General features: G+C 37.7%; 19 protein-coding genes. 12 read left to right on the forward strand and 7 right to left on the reverse strand.

Annotated features, from left to right (window positions below; genetic code table 11):
* The first annotated feature begins 263 nt into the window (after window positions 1-263).
* From hemQ to gerQ, 3 genes are all read left to right on the forward strand, one after another.
* Window positions 264-1007, forward strand: a complete 744-nt coding sequence (gene hemQ, locus LJC66_RS26310) for a hydrogen peroxide-dependent heme synthase (protein WP_195695665.1) — start codon at window positions 264-266, stop codon at window positions 1005-1007.
* A 177-nt stretch (window positions 1008-1184) separates the two neighbouring features.
* Window positions 1185-1607 carry a cell wall hydrolase gene (locus LJC66_RS26315; RefSeq protein ID WP_016765947.1) on the forward strand — a complete coding sequence of 141 codons (423 nt, stop codon included), beginning with the start codon at window positions 1185-1187 and terminating at the stop codon, window positions 1605-1607.
* Between the two features lie 26 nt (window positions 1608-1633).
* Entirely contained in the window at window positions 1634-2113 is a 480-nt protein-coding gene (gerQ, locus tag LJC66_RS26320; RefSeq protein WP_195695664.1) for a spore coat protein GerQ, read from the forward strand.
* Between the two features lie 24 nt (window positions 2114-2137).
* On the opposite strand, the gene LJC66_RS26325 is transcribed toward gerQ, so the two are convergent.
* The 3 genes from LJC66_RS26325 to LJC66_RS26335 all read right to left on the reverse strand — a co-directional run bounded on the left by LJC66_RS26325 (window position 2138) and on the right by LJC66_RS26335 (window position 3620).
* Window positions 2138-2509, reverse strand: a complete 372-nt coding sequence (locus tag LJC66_RS26325; protein ID WP_013059856.1) for a DUF423 domain-containing protein — start codon at window positions 2507-2509, stop codon at window positions 2138-2140.
* 15 nt (window positions 2510-2524) lie between these two features.
* Window positions 2525-2842: a YwdI family protein gene (locus tag LJC66_RS26330; RefSeq protein WP_075421472.1), complete on the reverse strand. Its 318-nt coding sequence runs from the start codon at window positions 2840-2842 to the stop codon at window positions 2525-2527.
* 103 nt (window positions 2843-2945) lie between these two features.
* Complete coding sequence (locus LJC66_RS26335) at window positions 2946-3620, reverse strand: uracil-DNA glycosylase (protein ID WP_195695663.1); 675 nt, start codon at window positions 3618-3620, stop codon at window positions 2946-2948.
* A gap of 177 nt (window positions 3621-3797) precedes the next feature.
* Here LJC66_RS26335 and LJC66_RS26340 point away from each other — a divergent pair, with 177 nt between their 5' ends.
* Window positions 3798-4244, forward strand: coding sequence for a staygreen family protein (locus LJC66_RS26340; protein ID WP_075421471.1), 447 nt, complete (start codon window positions 3798-3800; stop codon window positions 4242-4244).
* A gap of 305 nt (window positions 4245-4549) precedes the next feature.
* On the forward strand, window positions 4550-6052 hold the full coding sequence (gene zwf, locus LJC66_RS26345; RefSeq protein WP_013085508.1) for a glucose-6-phosphate dehydrogenase: 1503 nt from the start codon (window positions 4550-4552) through the stop codon (window positions 6050-6052).
* 42 nt (window positions 6053-6094) lie between these two features.
* Here zwf and gndA read toward each other — a convergent pair whose 3' ends face one another.
* The gene (gene gndA / locus LJC66_RS26350) at window positions 6095-7507 is read right to left on the reverse strand and encodes an NADP-dependent phosphogluconate dehydrogenase (RefSeq protein ID WP_013059861.1); all 1413 of its coding nucleotides are present in this window, start codon (window positions 7505-7507) and stop codon (window positions 6095-6097) included.
* Between the two features lie 396 nt (window positions 7508-7903).
* On the opposite strand from gndA, the gene LJC66_RS26355 reads away from it, so the two are divergent.
* Complete coding sequence (locus LJC66_RS26355; protein ID WP_195695662.1) at window positions 7904-9139, forward strand: PucR family transcriptional regulator; 1236 nt, start codon at window positions 7904-7906, stop codon at window positions 9137-9139.
* A gap of 253 nt (window positions 9140-9392) precedes the next feature.
* On the forward strand, window positions 9393-10526 hold the full coding sequence (gene ald, locus LJC66_RS26360) for an alanine dehydrogenase (RefSeq protein ID WP_013059863.1): 1134 nt from the start codon (window positions 9393-9395) through the stop codon (window positions 10524-10526).
* A 62-nt stretch (window positions 10527-10588) separates the two neighbouring features.
* On the opposite strand, the gene LJC66_RS26365 is transcribed toward ald, so the two are convergent.
* Window positions 10589-11380: a hypothetical protein gene (locus LJC66_RS26365; RefSeq protein ID WP_230933820.1), complete on the reverse strand. Its 792-nt coding sequence runs from the start codon at window positions 11378-11380 to the stop codon at window positions 10589-10591.
* 262 nt (window positions 11381-11642) lie between these two features.
* Here LJC66_RS26365 and pdxK point away from each other — a divergent pair, with 262 nt between their 5' ends.
* Complete coding sequence (gene pdxK, locus LJC66_RS26370; RefSeq protein ID WP_230933821.1) at window positions 11643-12467, forward strand: pyridoxine/pyridoxal/pyridoxamine kinase; 825 nt, start codon at window positions 11643-11645, stop codon at window positions 12465-12467.
* Window positions 12468-12500: 33 nt separating this feature from the next.
* Here the strand turns inward: pdxK and LJC66_RS26375 are convergent, their stop codons facing one another.
* Window positions 12501-13370 (reverse strand): Cof-type HAD-IIB family hydrolase, encoded by an 870-nt coding sequence (locus LJC66_RS26375; RefSeq protein WP_230933822.1) that lies wholly within the window; start codon window positions 13368-13370, stop codon window positions 12501-12503.
* An 88-nt stretch (window positions 13371-13458) separates the two neighbouring features.
* On the reverse strand, window positions 13459-14166 hold the full coding sequence (gene pgmB, locus LJC66_RS26380) for a beta-phosphoglucomutase (protein WP_195695659.1): 708 nt from the start codon (window positions 14164-14166) through the stop codon (window positions 13459-13461).
* Window positions 14167-14440: 274 nt separating this feature from the next.
* Between pgmB and LJC66_RS26385 the strand changes: the two genes are divergently transcribed.
* The 4 genes from LJC66_RS26385 to LJC66_RS26400 all read left to right on the forward strand — a co-directional run bounded on the left by LJC66_RS26385 (window position 14441) and on the right by LJC66_RS26400 (window position 19195).
* The gene (locus tag LJC66_RS26385; RefSeq protein ID WP_195695658.1) at window positions 14441-16078 is read left to right on the forward strand and encodes a PTS transporter subunit IIBC; all 1638 of its coding nucleotides are present in this window, start codon (window positions 14441-14443) and stop codon (window positions 16076-16078) included.
* 4 nt (window positions 16079-16082) lie between these two features.
* Complete coding sequence (locus tag LJC66_RS26390) at window positions 16083-16868, forward strand: endonuclease/exonuclease/phosphatase family protein (protein ID WP_230933823.1); 786 nt, start codon at window positions 16083-16085, stop codon at window positions 16866-16868.
* 291 nt (window positions 16869-17159) lie between these two features.
* Complete coding sequence (locus LJC66_RS26395; protein WP_230933824.1) at window positions 17160-18260, forward strand: glycosyltransferase family 4 protein; 1101 nt, start codon at window positions 17160-17162, stop codon at window positions 18258-18260.
* A complete protein-coding gene (locus tag LJC66_RS26400) occupies window positions 18257-19195 on the forward strand; it encodes a glycosyltransferase family 2 protein (RefSeq protein WP_013059871.1) in 939 nt (312 codons plus the stop codon). The genes LJC66_RS26395 and LJC66_RS26400 overlap by 4 nt, the downstream gene beginning before the upstream one ends.

Here is a 19195-nt window from a genome sequence, read left to right on the forward strand (position 1 = left end):
CGATATGTAAAAAACTTTTCTCATAATAGGATACTCCACTTTTTTTAAAAATCAAAGGCATGTCCTTCAAGAATCCATGATTGCGAAAAAGTCTTTTAATTCTTAATTTTCCGCTAACACCTAAAATGAAACCTGTTTTTACTTTGCGACAATTGTTTAAAGTTTAGTCACAAAATCACAGGTTTTTCATTCCAGTTCTTCGGACAAACTATGATATAGTAGAATTGGAATTTATCATAATCGGACAATAGGAGTGAAACGAAATGGCAGAAGCAGCACAAACATTAGACGGTTGGTATGCACTTCATGATTTCCGTTCAATCGATTGGGGCGCTTGGAAGCAGTTATCAAGCGACGATCGCCAAGCGGCTATCCATGAATTTTTAGGGTTGATTGAGAAATGGAAAGGAACTGAAGCTGAGAAGAAAGGCAGTCATGCTTTATATACCATTATCGGCCAAAAAGCAGACTTTATGCTAATGCTTGTTCGTCCTACTATGGAAGAACTAAATGAAATTGAAACAGAATTTAATAAAACAAAGCTTGCTGAGTTTACCATTCCTACTTATTCATACGTATCAGTAGTTGAATTAAGCAACTACTTACCTGCTGGGGAGGATCCTTATGAAAATCCTCAAATCCAAGCTAGACTATATCCAACTTTACCAAAAGCTAGTCATGTTTGCTTTTATCCAATGGATAAACGTCGTCAAGGAAATGACAATTGGTACATGCTTCCTATGGAAGAGCGACGCAGCTTAATGCGCAGTCATGGAATGATTGGACGTCAATACGCTGGAAAAGTAAAGCAAATCATTACGGGTTCTGTTGGTTTTGATGATTACGAGTGGGGCGTCACTCTTTTTGCAGATGACGTACTTCAATTTAAAAAATTAGTATACGAAATGCGTTTTGACGAAGTAAGTGCTCGCTACGGGGAATTTGGCAGCTTCTTTGTCGGAAATTTATTAAAAGAAGAAGCTATTGCACGCTTTTTACACGTTTAAACTAAGCCGCAAAAGCGCTCATCGCTTTTGTAACGCCTAGAGCAATAAATATCAATGAGCTTTATCTAAAAAACCTGTTTCCAAGTGAAAACAGGTTTTTTATTTTCTAGCCATGGCATATTCGCACTTACAGGACCATATATATACAACAGTGTCACAAGTAAGCGAGGTGGGATAATGGCAGTCGTTGCACACAACGAAGAAGATGTTAAGCTCCTAGCCAGACTCATTCGAGCTGAAGCTGAAAGTGAAGGAAAACAAGGGATGTTACTGGTAGGAAATGTAGGCGTGAACCGCGCTAAAGCTCCCTGTTTAGATTTTAGAAATATAAGAACCATTCGTCAGATGGTGTTTCAAAACCCAGGCGGATTTGAAGCAACTCAAAAAGGCTACTTTTATCAGCGTGCCCGCCAGTCTGAAATTACACTTGCACGACGTGTATTAAGAGGGGAACGTTTTAACCCCGCAGAAAACTCACTGTGGTTTTTCAAGCCCAGCGGCGACTGTCCTGCTCAATGGTATAACCAAAATAACACAGGACGATTTAAATCTCACTGTTTCTTTGCACCAACTCAAGCTGATTGTCCAGGAGTTTACTAATTTCTTTTTGTTTGAAGGAGGTTCCTATGAAAAAACCAAAGTCTAATCAACCGCAACAGCAATATATGCAAAATCCGTATATGAGTCCAAACTATCCTTATTATATGCCTCAGCCGCAGCAGCCCCAGCCAGGCAGCCAGCAGGTTCAAGGGCAAACACAAGGAGGTCCGCCCCCTACCTCTTCTGGAGGAAGCGGTGCCCCGCAAGACCCGAATCAACTGCCCATTGAAGAATCATATATTGAAAATATTTTACGTTTAAATCGAGGGAAAATAGCGACTGTATATATGACGTTTGAAAATAACACGCAGTGGAACGCTAAAGTCTTTAGAGGGGAAATTGAAGCAGCCGGACGCGATCATATCATTTTAAGTGATCCACAAACTGGCACTCGGTATTTACTACTTATGGTTTATCTCGATTACATCACTTTTGAGGGTCCAATCAAATATAACTATCCGTTTAGCGGTGGAGGCCAGCAGTTGAGCAATTATTCTCCGCGTTAAAAAAACCCCTTTTCAGGGGTTTTTTTATAGCCATTTTACAGCTGCAACAACAATTAAAATCCAAGCCACAATAAATGCAACTCCACCTAGCGGAGTAATCGCGCCGAGAACTTTAATACCGGACGTACTTAATACATAGAGACTGCCCGAAAACAGCACAATCCCCGCGAACATAATCCAGCCCGAAGCTGTTAACAAAGAAGATTGAGGAAATTTGCTTAATAGAAACGCAATGACAAACAGCCCCATTGCATGGAACATTTGGTACTGCACTCCCGTTTTCCATACCTCTAAATACTTCTCTGAGATTTTCCCTTCTAACCCATGCGCTCCAAAAGCACCAAGAGCAACCGCTAACATTGCATTGATTGCACCGATTATTAAAAATAGTTTCATGTTTTTCTCCTCACTTTAGAAATCAAACAGACTATCGCCGTTTGCATCATCTGATTTCAATTTCGTTCCTTCAAAATTAGGTTTGGATGACTGAATAATCTGTTGCTGCATAATCTCAGGCGATTGCATAATTTCCGGTGAAGACATTACAACAGGTTTTGAAACCGAGACAGGTTTCGATACTGAAACCTCTCCATTTTGATCTAATGCAAGCTCACACAGTGCTTTTATGGCAACCAATTGATCTCGAACGTTCGCACTATTCGAATGGTGCTTTGCTTTTTGTACTTCTGCACTAATTTTATCAAGGAGCTGCGTCATTTTTATATCCATGTAGACACCTCATCTTACATTCAATATGACTTTATACAGCTATTTTATCAAAAGATGAAATAGGAGGCTATGTCTGAAGCTAATCTTCATGAAATGCTCACTTTTACACATCGTCAATTTGCCAATCAACAGATTGACGTCCTTGTTGGAGCAAAAACTCATTTGCTCGTTGAAAGTGATTATTGCCAAAAAAGCCTCGATTAGCCGAAAATGGGCTAGGGTGCGGGCTTTCCAAAATTAAATGGTGCGAATGATGAATAAGCTCTTTTTTAGCTTGTGCATGCTTGCCCCACAGCAAAAACACGACTGGCTCCTCTTTTTGTGCCACTAATTCAATAATGCGGTCCGTCAGCTGTTCCCACCCTTTTCCTTTGTGAGAGTTCGCTTCTCCTCTTCTAACTGTTAAAACAGTGTTAAGCAAAAGAACACCTTGTTCTGCCCATTTGACTAAATAACCGTTATTCGGAATATGATAATCCATTTCATTTTTCAGCTCTTTGTAAATATTCACTAAAGAAGGCGGTGTTTTTACTCCTGGTTGAACAGAGAAGCTCAGTCCATGCGCTTGATTTGGTCCATGATAAGGATCTTGTCCCAATATGACCACTTTTACATTTTTATAATCCGTATAGTGTAAAGCATTAAAAATATCATATTTATCAGGGTAAATGGTGTGGTGATTATATTCATCCACTAAAAATTCTCGAAGCTGTATGTAATAGTCTTTTTGAAATTCTTCTTCTAATAAAGGAGCCCAGTCATTTTTTAAAATACTCATCGCTTATCACCTCATAATAATCTTTTTTGTTATTTTATCGTAAACTCTGCCCCCTGCTCAAACGTTGCCTGCTTTAAATATGCTAAGAGCCTGGGCATATTTTAATATTGTCATGTTCAATGAAACTTTGTATACACTTATAAAGAGTGTATTTTTATATTAAAGGAGGGATTCCATATGATCATTAGCAATCCCCACCAAATAGATGTAACCTACAGCCTGGGTGTTACACCCGTTGAACCGATGATACCAAGAAAATACACCGTTTTCCCAGGTCAACACACTTCTGTTCCTTCCATTCAAATCGGCATTGAATTTGCCTACGATCATATGCAAAAAGAGCGGAACGAATATTTAGCATCCTTCGTCTTTGATAAAGGCTTTTATTCCCTTACTGTGTATTATTACATCGGTGCGCATACATCAACAGATGAAACCATTACACGCTACCTTCACTTTTTAGAACAGCTCCCTGTTATTCTATCGTCCATCTATCACGCTGATGCTTCTTTTTTCGAAAAACATCCACTTTTAATGCACTGTCCTATTTTTATCATCGCCGATAGCCCTGACTTGCCATTTTTAACAAAAAAATCTATCGGTTCCCTGTATCAATATAAATAAATGAGAAAAGCTACTGTTAAAATAACGGTAGCTTTTTCTCCGTATTCGAAACAAAATACTTTTAAACTTGTTAAAAACATGGAATAATAACTACAAATTGTTTTAATCTATTTGCGTTAACCCTTTAAAATCGTTACAATTTATTAGTAGTTCTATACATAAAGGAAAAGGTAAACAAGCAATCATTCGTTTGTTTATAAAGGCCGAGTTTAACGGGCAATGAATCCCCAGATTTCATTTTAGTGTTGTCTGTTAAAGCGGAAAAAAATTGAACGTAACTACGACAAAGTGAGGTCCTAGAAGTAATGACAAATGTACAACCAAAATCCATTATCGTAATTTTTGGCGCTACAGGTGATTTAGCAAAACGTAAGTTATTCCCCTCTATTTTCCGCTTATATAAAGCGAACAAACTATCGGAAGATTTCGCTGTTGTTGGTGTCGCAAGAAGACCTTGGACTAATGACGAATTACGCGAAAATGTAAAAAAATCAGTGAGCAGTTTCAAAAACAGTGACGCTGACATTGAAAAGTTTGCTTCACATTTTTATTACCAACCGTTTGACGTAACAGATGTCGCTTCTTATCAAGAATTAAAAAGCCTAACAGAAAGCCTTGATGAGCAATACAACGTGCCTGGAAATCGTATTTTTTATCTAGCAATGGCACCTGAATTTTTCGGAACAATTGCTTCGAATTTAAAAAATGAAGGTTTAACACAAACAGAAGGTTGGAGTCGCCTAGTCATTGAAAAGCCATTTGGCCATGATTATCCTTCTGCTAAAGAACTAAATGAACAAATTCGCCATGCATTTAAGGAAGATCAAATTTATCGTATCGACCACTACCTCGGTAAAGAAATGGTGCAAAATATCGAAGTTATCCGTTTTGCAAATGCTCTATTTGAACCAATGTGGAACAATCAATACATTTCAAACATCCAAATTACGTCTAGCGAGACGCTTGGTGTAGAAGACCGTGGCCGTTACTATGAGTCTTCAGGTGCCCTTCGAGACATGGTACAAAACCATATGCTTCAAATGGTGGCATTACTCGCAATGGAACCGCCAATTAAATTAACACCGGAAGAAATTCGCAGTGAAAAAGTAAAAGTATTGCGTGCTCTTCGCTCTTTATCAGTAGATGAAGTAGATGATTATTTTGTACGAGGCCAATATGGCAAAGGTGTACTTGAAGGAGAAGAAGTGATCGGCTACCGCGAAGGGAACTCGGTTGATCCTGAGTCTAATACCGCTACATTTGTATCTGGTAAGCTTATGATTGATAACTTCAGATGGGCTGGCGTACCAATTTATATCCGTACAGGTAAACGCATGAAAGAAAAAGCAACGACAATTGTTGTACAGTTCAAAGACTTACCAATGAACCTGTACTTCAATAAAGATAAAGAAATTCATCCAAACTTGCTTGTCATTCATATCCAACCGGAAGAAGGCATTACGCTTCACTTAAACGCGCGTAAAACGCCAGGTGCCACATCATCCACACCAATTAACTTGAACTATTGCAATAACTGTGGAGATAAAATGAATACACCGGAAGCTTATGAGCGCCTTATTTACGATTGCATGCTTGGAGATGCAACGAACTTTACTCACTGGGATGAAGTAGCCCTTTCTTGGAAGTTTGTTGATACCATTTCAGAAGCATGGGAAAGCACAAAAGCACAAAACTTCCCGAACTACGAATCAGGTTCCATGGGACCAAAAGAATCAGACGCATTGCTTGCTGAAGACGGTTTTCACTGGTGGCCAGTCGGAGAAGACAACTTCTCCCCTAAAGAGTAAATAAAAAAAGCAGCTGTAGTATACAGCTGCTTTTCTTGTTTTTTATTTTAACCACTCAGTATGGAATACGCCCTCTTTATCAACACGTTGATATGTGTGAGCTCCGAAGTAGTCACGTTGCGCTTGTAAAAGGTTCGCTGGTAACGTTTCTGTACGGTAGCTGTCATAGTAAGCTAATGCACTTGAGAAACTTGGTACAGGAATACCTTGTTTAACCGCAATTGAAATAACTTCACGAAGAGCCGACTGATAGCCTTCTACGATATCCTTGAAGTATGGGTCTAATAATAAGTTTGTTAGATCTGCATCGCGATCGTAAGCTTCTTTAATTTTTTGTAAGAATTGTGCACGGATGATACAACCACCACGGAAGATCATTGCAATATCACCGTACTGTAAATTCCAGTCATATTCTTCAGAAGCTGCTTTCATTTGAGCAAACCCTTGCGCATATGAACAAATTTTACTCATGTACAATGCTTTACGGATTGCTTCTACTAATTCGGTTTTATCGCCTTCAAATGCAGCTGCATTTGGACCGCTCAATACTTTGCTTGCTTTTACACGTTCTTCTTTCATAGCTGAAATAAAGCGCGCAAATACAGATTCCGTAATGATTGGTAGTGGTACACCTAAGTCAAGCGCACTTTGGCTTGTCCATTTACCTGTACCCTTTTGACCTGCAGTGTCTAAAATAACGTCTACAAGTGCTTTACCTGTTTCTTCATCTTTTTTCGTAAAGATATCTGCTGTGATTTCAATTAAGTAGCTATCTAGCTCGCCTTTATTCCATTCAGCAAATACTTCATGTAGTTCATCTGTTTCTAAACCTAATACGTTTTTCATAATGAAGTATGCTTCACAAATTAACTGCATATCGCCGTACTCAATGCCGTTATGAACCATTTTTACGTAGTGACCTGCACCATTTGGTCCAATGTATGTGCAGCAATCATCGCCTTCAACTTTCGCTGAAATAGCTGTTAAGATTGGTTTTACAAGTTCATATGCTTCTTTTTGTCCGCCAGGCATGATTGAAGGTCCTTTTAATGCGCCTTCTTCTCCGCCGGATACGCCTGTACCGATGAAATGGATACCTAATTCTTCTAGCTCTTTGTTACGACGAATTGTATCCTGGAAGAATGTATTTCCGCCATCGATTAAAATGTCGCCTTTTTCTAAGTATGGTTTTAACGAATCAATTGTTGCATCTGTAGCAGCACCAGCTTTAACCATTAATAAAATTTTACGCGGTTTTTCAAGAGAATTAATAAACTCTTCCACACTGTATGTACCTGCAAAATTTTTACCTTCTGCTTCTGTTTTTAGGAACTCTTCTGTCTTTTCAGGAGAGCGGTTATAAACTGAAACAGAATAGCCTCTGCTCTCAATGTTTAGCGCCAAGTTTTTCCCCATAACCGCTAAACCGATAACACCGATTTGTTGTTTTGCCATGTTAAATTCTTCCCTTCATGTGTAATATGAATTGGTCAACCTAATCGTAACTGAACATATCATAAAGAAAGTTACAGATTCAAGTTTGATATAACCATAATCATACGTTTTATTATACACATTTGAAAAGAATCATGCTCACCGAACATTGATTATTTTGAAGAAAATTTCGATAAAATAAGCGAAATGAACGCAGTTACTAATCATCCGTACATTCTTAACTACCTTTAGACGCATTTTAACATTTTCTTAAACAAGTACTTTTGTTAAAATATTAAGCAGTTAATCATTTCAATGAATTGATGATCAACACGGTTGTTACCGTTTTACTATATTTATTGCAGTTAAAAAAGCTGTACTAGTACTTATTTTGTTTTATAAAGAGGGATTTTATATATGACGAAACCAATCAAAGATCCGTTCAAGGAAAATTTTGATACGCTTGAAGAATTCGCTGATCGCATTAGCGAAGTATTGAACTGTCCTATTACCATTGAAGATGCTAATCATCGCTTATTAGCTTATAGCACCCATGACGAAAGAACGGACCAGGCGCGTATTGCCACGATTATTGGAAGAAGAGTTCCGGAAAAGGTCATCAACAACTTATGGAAAGAAGGCATTATTCCTAAACTGCTTGAGACAAGTGAACCTGTGCGTGTGAAAAATATAAATGAAATTGGGCTTGGAGATCGTATAGCTATTTCCATCTGGAAAAATGAAGAAGTTCTAGGATTCATCTGGGCTGTTGAAATTGAGAAAGCCTTAGGCGACGAAGAAGTAGAGCTATTAAAAAAAGCTGCGAATGTATTAAAAAATAAATTGCTACAGCTTCAAATTCGAAAGTATAAACGAGAGGAACGTTCACAGGAATTTTTCTGGAAACTATTAACTGGTCACATTAAGTCTCGCCAAGAAATTTCAGAAGCGTTTTATGACGCTCAAATTACAGCTCCATCAACGTTTTCCATTGCTATCTTCCGCTTCCAAGAAGATATTACGCCTGAAGCTGAACGTCAAATCTCGTATATGCTAAAAACGATGCATCGCTTAAAAATCGTTCTTTATACGATTGATTGCAATGACTTAATCTTACTGCTTTCTTTGGATGCGGTTGAAAACCCTCTTGATGAACAGCGAGATTTTGTAGACTATTTTAGAGGCAACATGTATGAACGCTTTGATGTTACTCAAATTAAAGCCAGCTGCAGCAGTATTTATTCATCGCACGATCATATCGAAAAAAGTTATAAAGAAGCCTTGAACGTATTAGATATGAAAAGTAAGTTTCCAGAAGAAACGAAAGAGATTATTAACTATCAGGAATTAGGTATTTATCAATTTCTTGATGTTATTTTAGAAAAGCGCGTGCAAGATCAATTTGAAAACCATTCTTTAAAGAAGCTAACTGATTACGATCTTCGTCATAATAGCAACTTGGTGGAGACTCTCGAAGTATTTTTAAATAATGATAATAACATTAACGAAGCAGCAAAAGAATTAAATGTGCATATGAATACCCTTAGCTATCGATTAAAGCGAATTTCAGAGATTGGTGATATTAACTTAAAGGACGTTAATCAAAAAATGACTCTTTATATTGATATTAAGTTAATGAAATATAAAAAATAACAGATAATGTGACTTTTTTTAACATTGAGCTATTCATTTATTTTCTAATAAACGAATAGCTCTTTTTTTTCACTTTTTATTTCTTTATGATGTTAGATTACCTTACATAAAAATTAAAAATTCTGATAAGTAAGCGTTTACATTTGTGTGTTTAAACAAAAACCACTTCTTCGATTCTTCTTTCTAGACAAAGAAATTTCACAAAACTTTCTTTATACTAAAGGTACACAAACGACCAAGGGGGAAATTAATCATGATTATTGGCGTACCAAAAGAAATCAAAAACAACGAAAACCGAGTAGCGATTACACCAGCAGGCGTAGCATCATTTGTTGGTACAGGTCATCGTGTATTAATTGAAAATGAAGCGGGTATTGGAAGTAACTTCACAAACGAAGATTATGTAAAAGCTGGAGCTGAAATTGTTGAGACAGCAGCTGACGTTTGGGCACAAGCTGAAATGGTTATGAAAGTAAAAGAACCACTAGCCAGTGAATACGGCTATTTTAGACCAGGTCTTATCTTATTCACATACCTTCACTTAGCAGCTGAACCAGCACTAGCAAAAGCATTAAAAGATAGCGGCGTAACAGCCATTGCTTATGAAACAGTAGCAGTAAATCGTACATTGCCTCTATTAACACCTATGAGTGAAGTAGCAGGACGTATGGCTGCTCAAATCGGTGCACAATTCCTTCAAAAATCAAACGGTGGAAAAGGAATTTTATTAGCGGGTGTTCCTGGAGTTAGCCGCGGAAAAGTAACGATTATCGGAGGCGGCGGTGTTGGTACAAATGCTGCAAAAATCGCAATCGGTCTCGGTGCTGATGTAACAATTATTGATTTAAGTCCTGAACGATTACGTCAATTAGACGATATCTTTGGCAACCAAATCAATACGCTAGTGTCAAACCCTTACAATATTGCGGATGCAGTAGCAGAGTCAGATTTAGTGATTGGCGCAGTATTAATCCCAGGTGCAAAAGCTCCAAAACTAGTAACGGAAGAAATGGTAAAAACAATGAAGCCAGGTTCTGTTATTGTTGACGTAGCAATCGACCAAGGTGGTATTGTTGAAACAATCGACCACATTACAACACACGATCAGCCGACTTATGAAAAGCACGGGGTTGTACACTATGCGGTTGCAAACATGCCGGGAGCAGTTCCTCGCACATCAACAATTGCTTTAACAAATGTAACCGTACCTTACGCACTTCAAATTGCTTCTAAAGGTGTTCACAAAGCAATCGCTCAAAACGAAGCGTTAAAATTAGGAGTGAACGTTGCAAACGGAGCCATTACGTACGAAGCAGTTGCACATGATTTAGGTTATGATTATGTATCAGTAGACGTAGCTCTTGAAAAAGAATTAGCTTCTATCTAATAAATAGTGAAAAACGTCCTTAACCCGCTGTTAAGGGCGTTTTTATTTTGAATGAACAACAATCAGCGGTAAAAAACACGACTATTTAAAGCTTTGTGTATCTGTTCACTGGTAATCTCCGGTACTATTGGCCAGAATTCAGGAGTAGGAAACATAAGGTTACTAGGCGTTTTATTATGATTTCCATCTAGTTCATGAAAAGGTTCTGGATCATCCGTATCGTTAAATCGATTCGTAATAAACATAAAATGACCCAATTCATGTGCGAGAAGATACTCATCTGTACTTGCATTTGTCATAATAATAAGCGGAAAAGAGTTATAAGTTACAGCGAGAGTAGATGAATAGTCAAAATTAACAGGCCCAAATCTATTTCCATTCATGTAAAATACATACACATCAGCATTTTGACAAACCTTTCGGCCAGTTTTAAGCATTGCTTGTACCATTGTAAGATGACTAGCCCCTCCAATTGGAAAATTTTCCGCATTACTAACAATGCCACTGATGTTTTCCAAAAAAACAACTGAACGTGTAATAGTAAATGTAACACCTTGGATTAATCGGTTTTTCTCATATTGTTTCCATATTTTATTAGCAGCGGCTATGTCTCTTTTTACACGATTGGGAACTATAGACTGATTATCTGTGGAGTTTCGATCAACTTTAGCTCCTGGTAATACAATTATACAAACATTTAAAGTGCCTGCCTTAACAGTTCTGAAGTGATCATTTGTTAAATTTGAATTCATATAATAATCTTTGTGGTTTTTTTTGCGAGGTTGTGATTTATTGAAAGCATACGAATCGTCTTTATAACTGTCATGATTAGAATGTTTTTTTATGTGAATCACCCTTTCTTAAGTTTCTCTTTATTTTATTCATGAAAAGAAAGAGTGCTTGTACCATAAGGTAAAAGAGGCTAAGACAAAAGTATACACTTAGGATTCATACAGTTTTTAGAAATTGAATATCTACATTAAAAGCGATAAAATAAAAGAAAAAGTGAAAAGTGAATGGAAGAAATTTATCTAAAACACATTGGGCAGCTAAAAACCGACCGGTGGAAGTTTTACTCTATTTTCTCTATGAACTTAAAATACGGGAGGATTTTTTATGACAATGAATAAAGCATTAACCATTGCGGGTTCTGACAGCAGCGGCGGAGCTGGCATTCAAGCGGATTTAAAAACATTCCAAGAACTTGGTGTTTACGGAATGACAGCTTTAACAACAATTGTAACAATGGATCCGGATAACGGCTGGTCTCATAACGTATTTCCACAAGAAGTTTCAACTGTTGAACAGCAGCTGAAAACAATCGTAAAAGGCGTAGGCGTACAAGCTCTAAAAACGGGTATGCTTGGCTCAGTGGAAATTATTGAACTAGCCGCAAAAACAATTGAAGAATACGATTTAAAAAATGTTGTAGTCGATCCTGTGATGGTATGTAAAGGAGAAGACGAAGCGCTTCACCCGGAAACAACTGTCAGCTTGCGCGATGTACTAGTTCCAAAAGCAACAGTCGTAACGCCTAACTTATTTGAAGCTAGTCAATTAAGCGGACTTGGCCCTATCAAAACGGTTGATCAAATGAAAGAAGCAGCCGTGAAAATTTCTGAACTTGGTGCCAAATATGTATTGATTAAAGGCGGAAGTAAATTAGCGCATGAAAAAGCAATCGATTTGCTTTATGATGGAAAGACATTTGAGATCTTAGAGTCTGAACGTATTGAAACGACATTCACACACGGTGCTGGATGCACATACTCAGCTGCGATTGCTGCTGAATTGGCAAAAGGCAGTGACGTCAAACAAGCTATTTATACAGCAAAAGAATTTATTACAGAAGCAATTCGCCATTCATTTGCTTTAAATCAATATGTCGGACCAACAAATCACGGTGCATACCGTCGTGCAAAAGAAAAAGTAACAAACTAAAAGCATGGCCTTTAGGCATGCTTTTTAGTTTGCTTATTGTTTGACTGTTTCAAGCGCATTTAAAATAGCCTGAGCTACGCCGTGCTCGTCATTTGTCCCTGTTACGATATGGGCAAACTCTTTAATTTCTTGAGGGGCATTCCCCATCGCTACGGCACGTCCAACTCGCTGAAACATCGACACGTCGTTATAATTGTCTCCAATGGCCATCGTTTCTTCTAAAGAAATATGGCGTTCTTGAACAAATGATGTAACTGCAATTCCTTTTTGAGCATTTTCATCATTTATTTCAATATTTTCTTTACCAGATGCACTGACTGCAATAGAATCTAACTTCACAAGTTCTATTTTTGCCTGTTCTAACTTTTCTTCGTCAAAAGAGAAAGCAAGCAGCTTATAAATGTCCTTATTTGGATCTTGAAACAACCCTTCATACTCTTCAATAAGTTTTACTCTGCCGCTATTGAAACGCTCTTTTGCCGCTTCTAACGATTTTTCATAATTATCTTTTAAGCTGGCGCTTAAATAAATATCCATTAATACCGACAAAGCTTTTTCATAGTCATTTGAATACGTACCTTCACTTGTATAGACTTCAAAGTACAACTGAAACTTCTTAAAAATATCCTCTACTTCGCGAATAGATTCCATCGTCATGCCTACTGAATATTGTTTTTCCCCTTGTGGGTTCCGAAGCTCTGCTCCGTTTGCACAAATTAAATATGTATGAAGTCCTGCTTCTTCTAAAACATAACGGGCCTCTTCATAAGAACGTCCCGTAGCAACAACAACTTCCACCCCTGCCTTTTGAGCTGTCTTAATCGCTTGGGCATTTTCTTTACTTACAACTTGTTCACTATTTACTAAAGTTCCATCCATATCGATCGCAATACATTTAATCATGATGTACCCCTTCCTATGTATCTTTGCTCTCTTATTTTATTTTAGCATATGTTTTTTTACGCTTTGCTACTTGCATGTAAAAGATTTACTAATTTTTTGTATACGCGCTGTTATAATCTGTTCCTTTTCTTGCTTTTTCGAAAACCTCTTTAATCGTCTTTAAATGCAAATCAGCTGTGGAATATACGTGAAAATTCACATCCTTTTCCTTCAGATGCTTACCAACGCCGATAGAAACCATATCTGTTTGATTAATAGCTTTTATACCGGCCTCTCCATCTTCTATGGCCACACATGCATAGGGTTTTACTTGTAATTGATCGGCAGCTGTCAAAAATATTTCTGGATCTGGTTTTCCCTTCTTTATTTTTCTCACATCCACAATGCAATCAAAAAAAGAACGTATTCCTAACGCATCCACTACAGTATTTGCATTTGAACTAGAAGAAGCAATCGCCATTTTAATACCTTGTTTTTTACAATCCTCTAACAACAATTGTATTCCTGGAAGTAAGTGATTCTTTGTCATTTCCTTTATTAATGCTTGATAATACTTATTCTTTTCATCAGCAAGCTGTTCTTTTTTTTCCACTGTGAGACGCACGTTGCCTTGTGCAGCAATGAGCTCTACAGTTTTCACTCGGCTGATCCCCTGCAGCTGCTGATTCAGTTCTTCAGAAAATGAAACGTTAAGTTGATCTGCTACTTTTTTATTTGCTCTATAATATAAATGTACCGTATCTGCAATAACACCGTCTAAATCAAAAATAATCGCTTGTAGATCTTCTTTTTTCATATTATCCTCCTCTGCACTTGTCTTTATGCCATTACTTGAATGCTTTGATTACATTCTATCGTGTTAAAATACCGTTGATATTGTTCACTTTATCATAAAAATTTTTTCATCATTTATAATTCATGAATAAATTTTTCAAAAAAGAGAAATTACAGTCTTGCATTATGAAAGCCCTTTTATTACAATAGGGTTATGCAAACGGTTGCACTATCTTTTAAATATAGTTTATCAAAAAATAAAATGAAAACCCATACATAGGGGAAGGGGAAAAACTATGAAGAAGTTCTTTTCATTTGATTTTTGGCAGAAATTTGGTAAGGCTTTATTAGTAGTAGTAGCGGTTATGCCCGCAGCTGGTATTATGATTTCACTTGGAAAACTAGTTGCAATGACTGGGGGAGACATCACTGCTGTACAAACAATTGCACGCGTGATGGAAGACATAGGCTGGGGTATCATCACAAATCTTCACATTTTGTTCGCTGTTGCCATCGGGGGCTCTTGGGCAAAAGAACGTGCTGGAGGTGCATTTGCTGCACTCATCGCATTCATTCTTATTAATCGAATTACAGGCGCCATTTTCGGAGTTAAAGCAGAAATGCTCTCAGATTCAAAAGCAACGGTTCACTCACTATTTGGACAAGAATTAGTTGTAAAAGACTACTTCACATCTATTTTAGGATCTCCCGCTCTTAACATGGGAGTGTTCGTAGGAATTATCGCCGGGTTTTTAGGAGCGAATTTATTCAATAAATATTACAACTATGATAAATTGCCTGAAGCCCTTTCGTTTTTTAACGGTAAGCGCTTCGTACCATTTGTTGTCATCGGTGGTTCAGTTGTAACGGCACTGCTTTTATCCATTGTATGGCCGTTTATCCAAGGTTCATTAAACAGCTTCGGACAGTGGATTGCAACATCTAGAGACACAGCTCCTATTCTCGCACCATTTATTTTCGGAGCATTAGAGCGTCTCCTTCTTCCGTTTGGTCTTCATCATATGCTGACAGTTCCTATGAACTACACGGAGCTAGGCGGAACGTACAAAATTTTAACAGGTTCTGGAGCAGGTTCCACGGTTGCCGGTCAAGATCCTTTATGGCTTGCTTGGATTGCAGATTTAAATAACTTCCGCGCTGCAGGAGATATGGAAAGCTACAAGCAGTTATTACATGACGTTACACCTGCACGCTTTAAAGTAGGACAGATGATTTTGTCTTGTGCGTCGCTAATTGGAATCGCTTTAGCAATGTATCGTAACGTAGATCCTGACAAACGTTCAAAATATCGTTCAATGTTCCTTTCAGCTGGACTAGCTGTTTTCTTAACAGGCGTAACAGAACCAATCGAATTTATGTTCATGTTCGCAGCACCTCTTTTATATGTCGTATATGCAATTATGACGGGACTGGCTTTTGCCATTGTTGATATTGTTCATGTTCGCGTACACTCATTTGGCGTAATTGAACTATTAACACGTACACCAATGATTATTAAAGCCGGACTGTGGGCTGACTTAATGAACTTTGTCATTGCCTGCCTTGTATTCTTTGGCTTAAATTTTGGAGTGGCAAACTTCTTAATTAAACGTTTTAACTTCCCAACGCCGGGACGTAACGGAAACTATATTGATGAAGAAACAACTGCAACAAGCAGCAAGCAGGTGAAAAATGATTCGCTTGCACCAGTCATTATTGGACTGCTTGGCGGAGAAAACAATATTGAAGATGTTGATGCTTGTATGACTCGCTTACGTGTAACGGTAAAAGATATACATGCCGTTGCAGGAGAAAGTGAGTGGAAACAAAACGGAGCCCTTGGTTTAATCTTGAAAGATAAAGGGGTACAAGCTATTTATGGACCTAAAGCGGATGTTTTGAAATCCGACATTCAAGATTTGTTAGGAGCTTAACATAATGAAGCTATTAACGTTAAATTGCCACTCTTGGCAAGAGGAAAATCAGCTAGACAAGTTATCTTGTCTAGCTGAAGTAATTAAAAAAGAAAAATATGATGTCATTGCTTTACAGGAAGTAAGCCAAAAAGTAGACGCACCTTATGTATATGACTACATTCGCAGCGATAATTACGCTTGGCTTTTAGCAAAAGAACTGGGTAAGCAAGGTGAAGACTATCAATTGGTATGGGATTTATCTCATATAGGCTATGAAGTGTATGAAGAAGGAATTTCCATTTTAACGAAACACCCGATTATTGAAGAGCATTCATTTTTCGTGTCACAAACGTCAAATATTGACTACTGGAAAACGAGAAGAATTGTTGGAGCCACAATCGAATATGAAAAAGAGCTTCTTACGTTTTATTCTTGTCATCTTGGCTGGTGGGATGACGAGGAAGAGCCGTTCAAGCAGCAAGTTGATACACTGCTAGCTCATGTACACAAAGATAACCCATTTTTCCTACTTGGAGACTTTAATAATGACGCTCATAGCCGAAATGAAGGTTACGACTACCTGTTGAGCCAAGGCCTCTATGATACGTATACTCTATCGAATAAAAAAGATAGCGGTATTACAGTTAAAGGTAACATTGCTGGATGGGATGATAATGAACGGGCACTGCGCCTTGATTTAATTCTATCGAGTCATGCGCAGGATATTCAGTCATCAACTGTGGTGTTTAACGGCATACATTATCCTGTTGTTTCCGACCATTTTGGGGTAAGCGTTGAAGTGAAATAAGTGACATAAAGCGAACGAATAGCGTTCGCTTTTTTTCGTGTGATTATGATGATGTGGAAACCATCTTCTTTACTGCTTTATCTATCGTTTTAGAAGTGTCCGATAAACTTTCGCATTTTAAAAAGTAGGTGTGCTATAATATTGTGATGTTGGCGATATGCAACCCATTTTTGCATGTTTATCAATGAAATCGCTCAACTTAATAGTAAGATGATACATGTAAGCTCTATTTAAATGAACACCCGTTGTCATTATCATAAACTAATAAAGAAAAATAGGTGTGAAACAATCATGAAAATTTTGTTGATTTCAAATATGTATCCTTCGGAACAATTCCCGAGCTATGGTGTATTTGTTCAAAACACTGAAAAAATTTTAGTTCAACATGGTATTCAAGTTGATAAAATTGTCATGCAAAAAAAGACAAGCAAATTAAGCAAGCTTTTTAGCTATGCTTCTCATTATGCTAATGTCGTCTTGACGGGCTTGACAAAAAACTACGACTACCTTTACGTACATTATGCATCTCATAATGCTCTTCCGCTGCTGATTCTTAAAAAGCTAAAGAAGAATGTGAGGATTGTGACAAACGTTCATGGTTCAGACGTTGTACCTGAAGTACCTTCACAGGAAAAGTATCAGCCTAGAGTAAATGACTTATTGCAACATTCTACTAAAATTATTACTCCTTCTCCTTATTATAAAGGGCTCGTTGAAGAGAAATATGAGGTTCATAACCCAATCTATATTTTTCCAAGCGGAGGAGTGAATAAAGATCTGTTTCACCCTTATGCAGATAAAAGCAAAGCTTATCAAGAACTAAACTTGGACCCTACTATCCGTTATCTTGGATGTGTAAGCCGCATTGATGTGGGTAAAGGATGGGAATACTACCTGCAAGCAATTGCAAAAGCTGAACAACAAATGCCCACTTCTTACAAATACCTATACGTTGGAAGCGGAAAAGATGAAGCGGCATTTAAGGAAATGATCAAGACTCTGGGCCTAGAGGAAAAAGTCATCCATTTCCCTCTCCTTCCTCAGTCCTCTCTTGCTTACGTATATAATGCGATTGAAGCATTCGTGTTTCCGACCGTAAGAAAAGGAGAAAGTTTGGGCTTAGTCGGCCTCGAAGCTATGGCTTGCGGAGCACCCGTAATTGGGAGTCAGATTGGTGGTCTAAAAGATTACATTATAGACGGAAAGAATGGTCTATTCTTTGAGCCTAAAAATGTAGACGAACTAGCTTCACAGCTACAGGCTTTTATTAATCTTCCTGAAGATGTGAAACAGCAAATGTCTCAACAGGCGTTACAAACAGCAAACCGCTACACAGTAGATGTAATTGCTGAACAACTCCCAACAATTTTTTTTGATGAGGTGGAAAAATGAAAGTCGCAGTTTTAATTCCTTGTTATAACGAGGAAGTAACAATTGGAAAAGTAATTGACGATTTCAAACGCGAACTGCCTAGTGCAGATATTTATGTGTACGATAACAACTCAAAAGATCGCACAAGTGAAATTGCACTTGAACACGGGGCAATCGTCAAAAAAGAATTCAAGCAAGGAAAAGGAAACGTTGTACGTTCGATGTTTCAAGAAATTGATGCAGATTGTTATGTCATGGTAGATGGGGATGATACGTATCCTGCAGAATTTGTTCATCAATTAATTGAGCCTATTAGAAATCGAGAAGCTAACATGGTCATTGGAGATCGTTTATCAAACGGAACGTATCTCGAAGAAAACAAACGTGCTTTCCATAATTTTGGTAACAACTTGGTACGTTCTTTAATTAATGGCCTGTACAAAAGTAACATTAAAGATATCATGACAGGTTATCGTGCTTACGATAAATTATTTGTAAAATCAATACCGGTGATGAGCCCAGGATTTGAAATTGAAACAGAGATGAGTCTTCACGCGTTAGATAAACGCTTCCGCCTCAAAGAAATCGCGATCGATTATCGCGATCGACCTGAAGGCAGCGAATCGAAACTTAATACGTTCTCTGATGGATTTAAAGTGTTACGAATGATTTTTACGTTATTTAAAGAGTACAAGCCGCTTCAGTTCTTCTCCATTTGGACAGTGTTGTTTATTGTCGCAGGATTAGCTGTTGGTGCTCCGGTACTTTATGAATTTTTTGATACAGGCTTTATTACCAAAGTACCGTCATCTATCTTAGCAACTGGATTGATGGTGTTAGGTGTTTTATCTTTCGTCTGTGGATTAATTCTAGATACAATTGCTTCATTAAATCGCAAGCAATATGAATTAGAACTAAATAAAAAAATTGAACAGATTGAACAAGTAGGAGAATAA

The sequence above is a fragment of the Priestia sp. TSO9 genome, from assembly GCF_021029645.1.
GTDB classification, from domain to species: Bacteria; Bacillota; Bacilli; order Bacillales; family Bacillaceae_H; genus Priestia; species Priestia megaterium_E.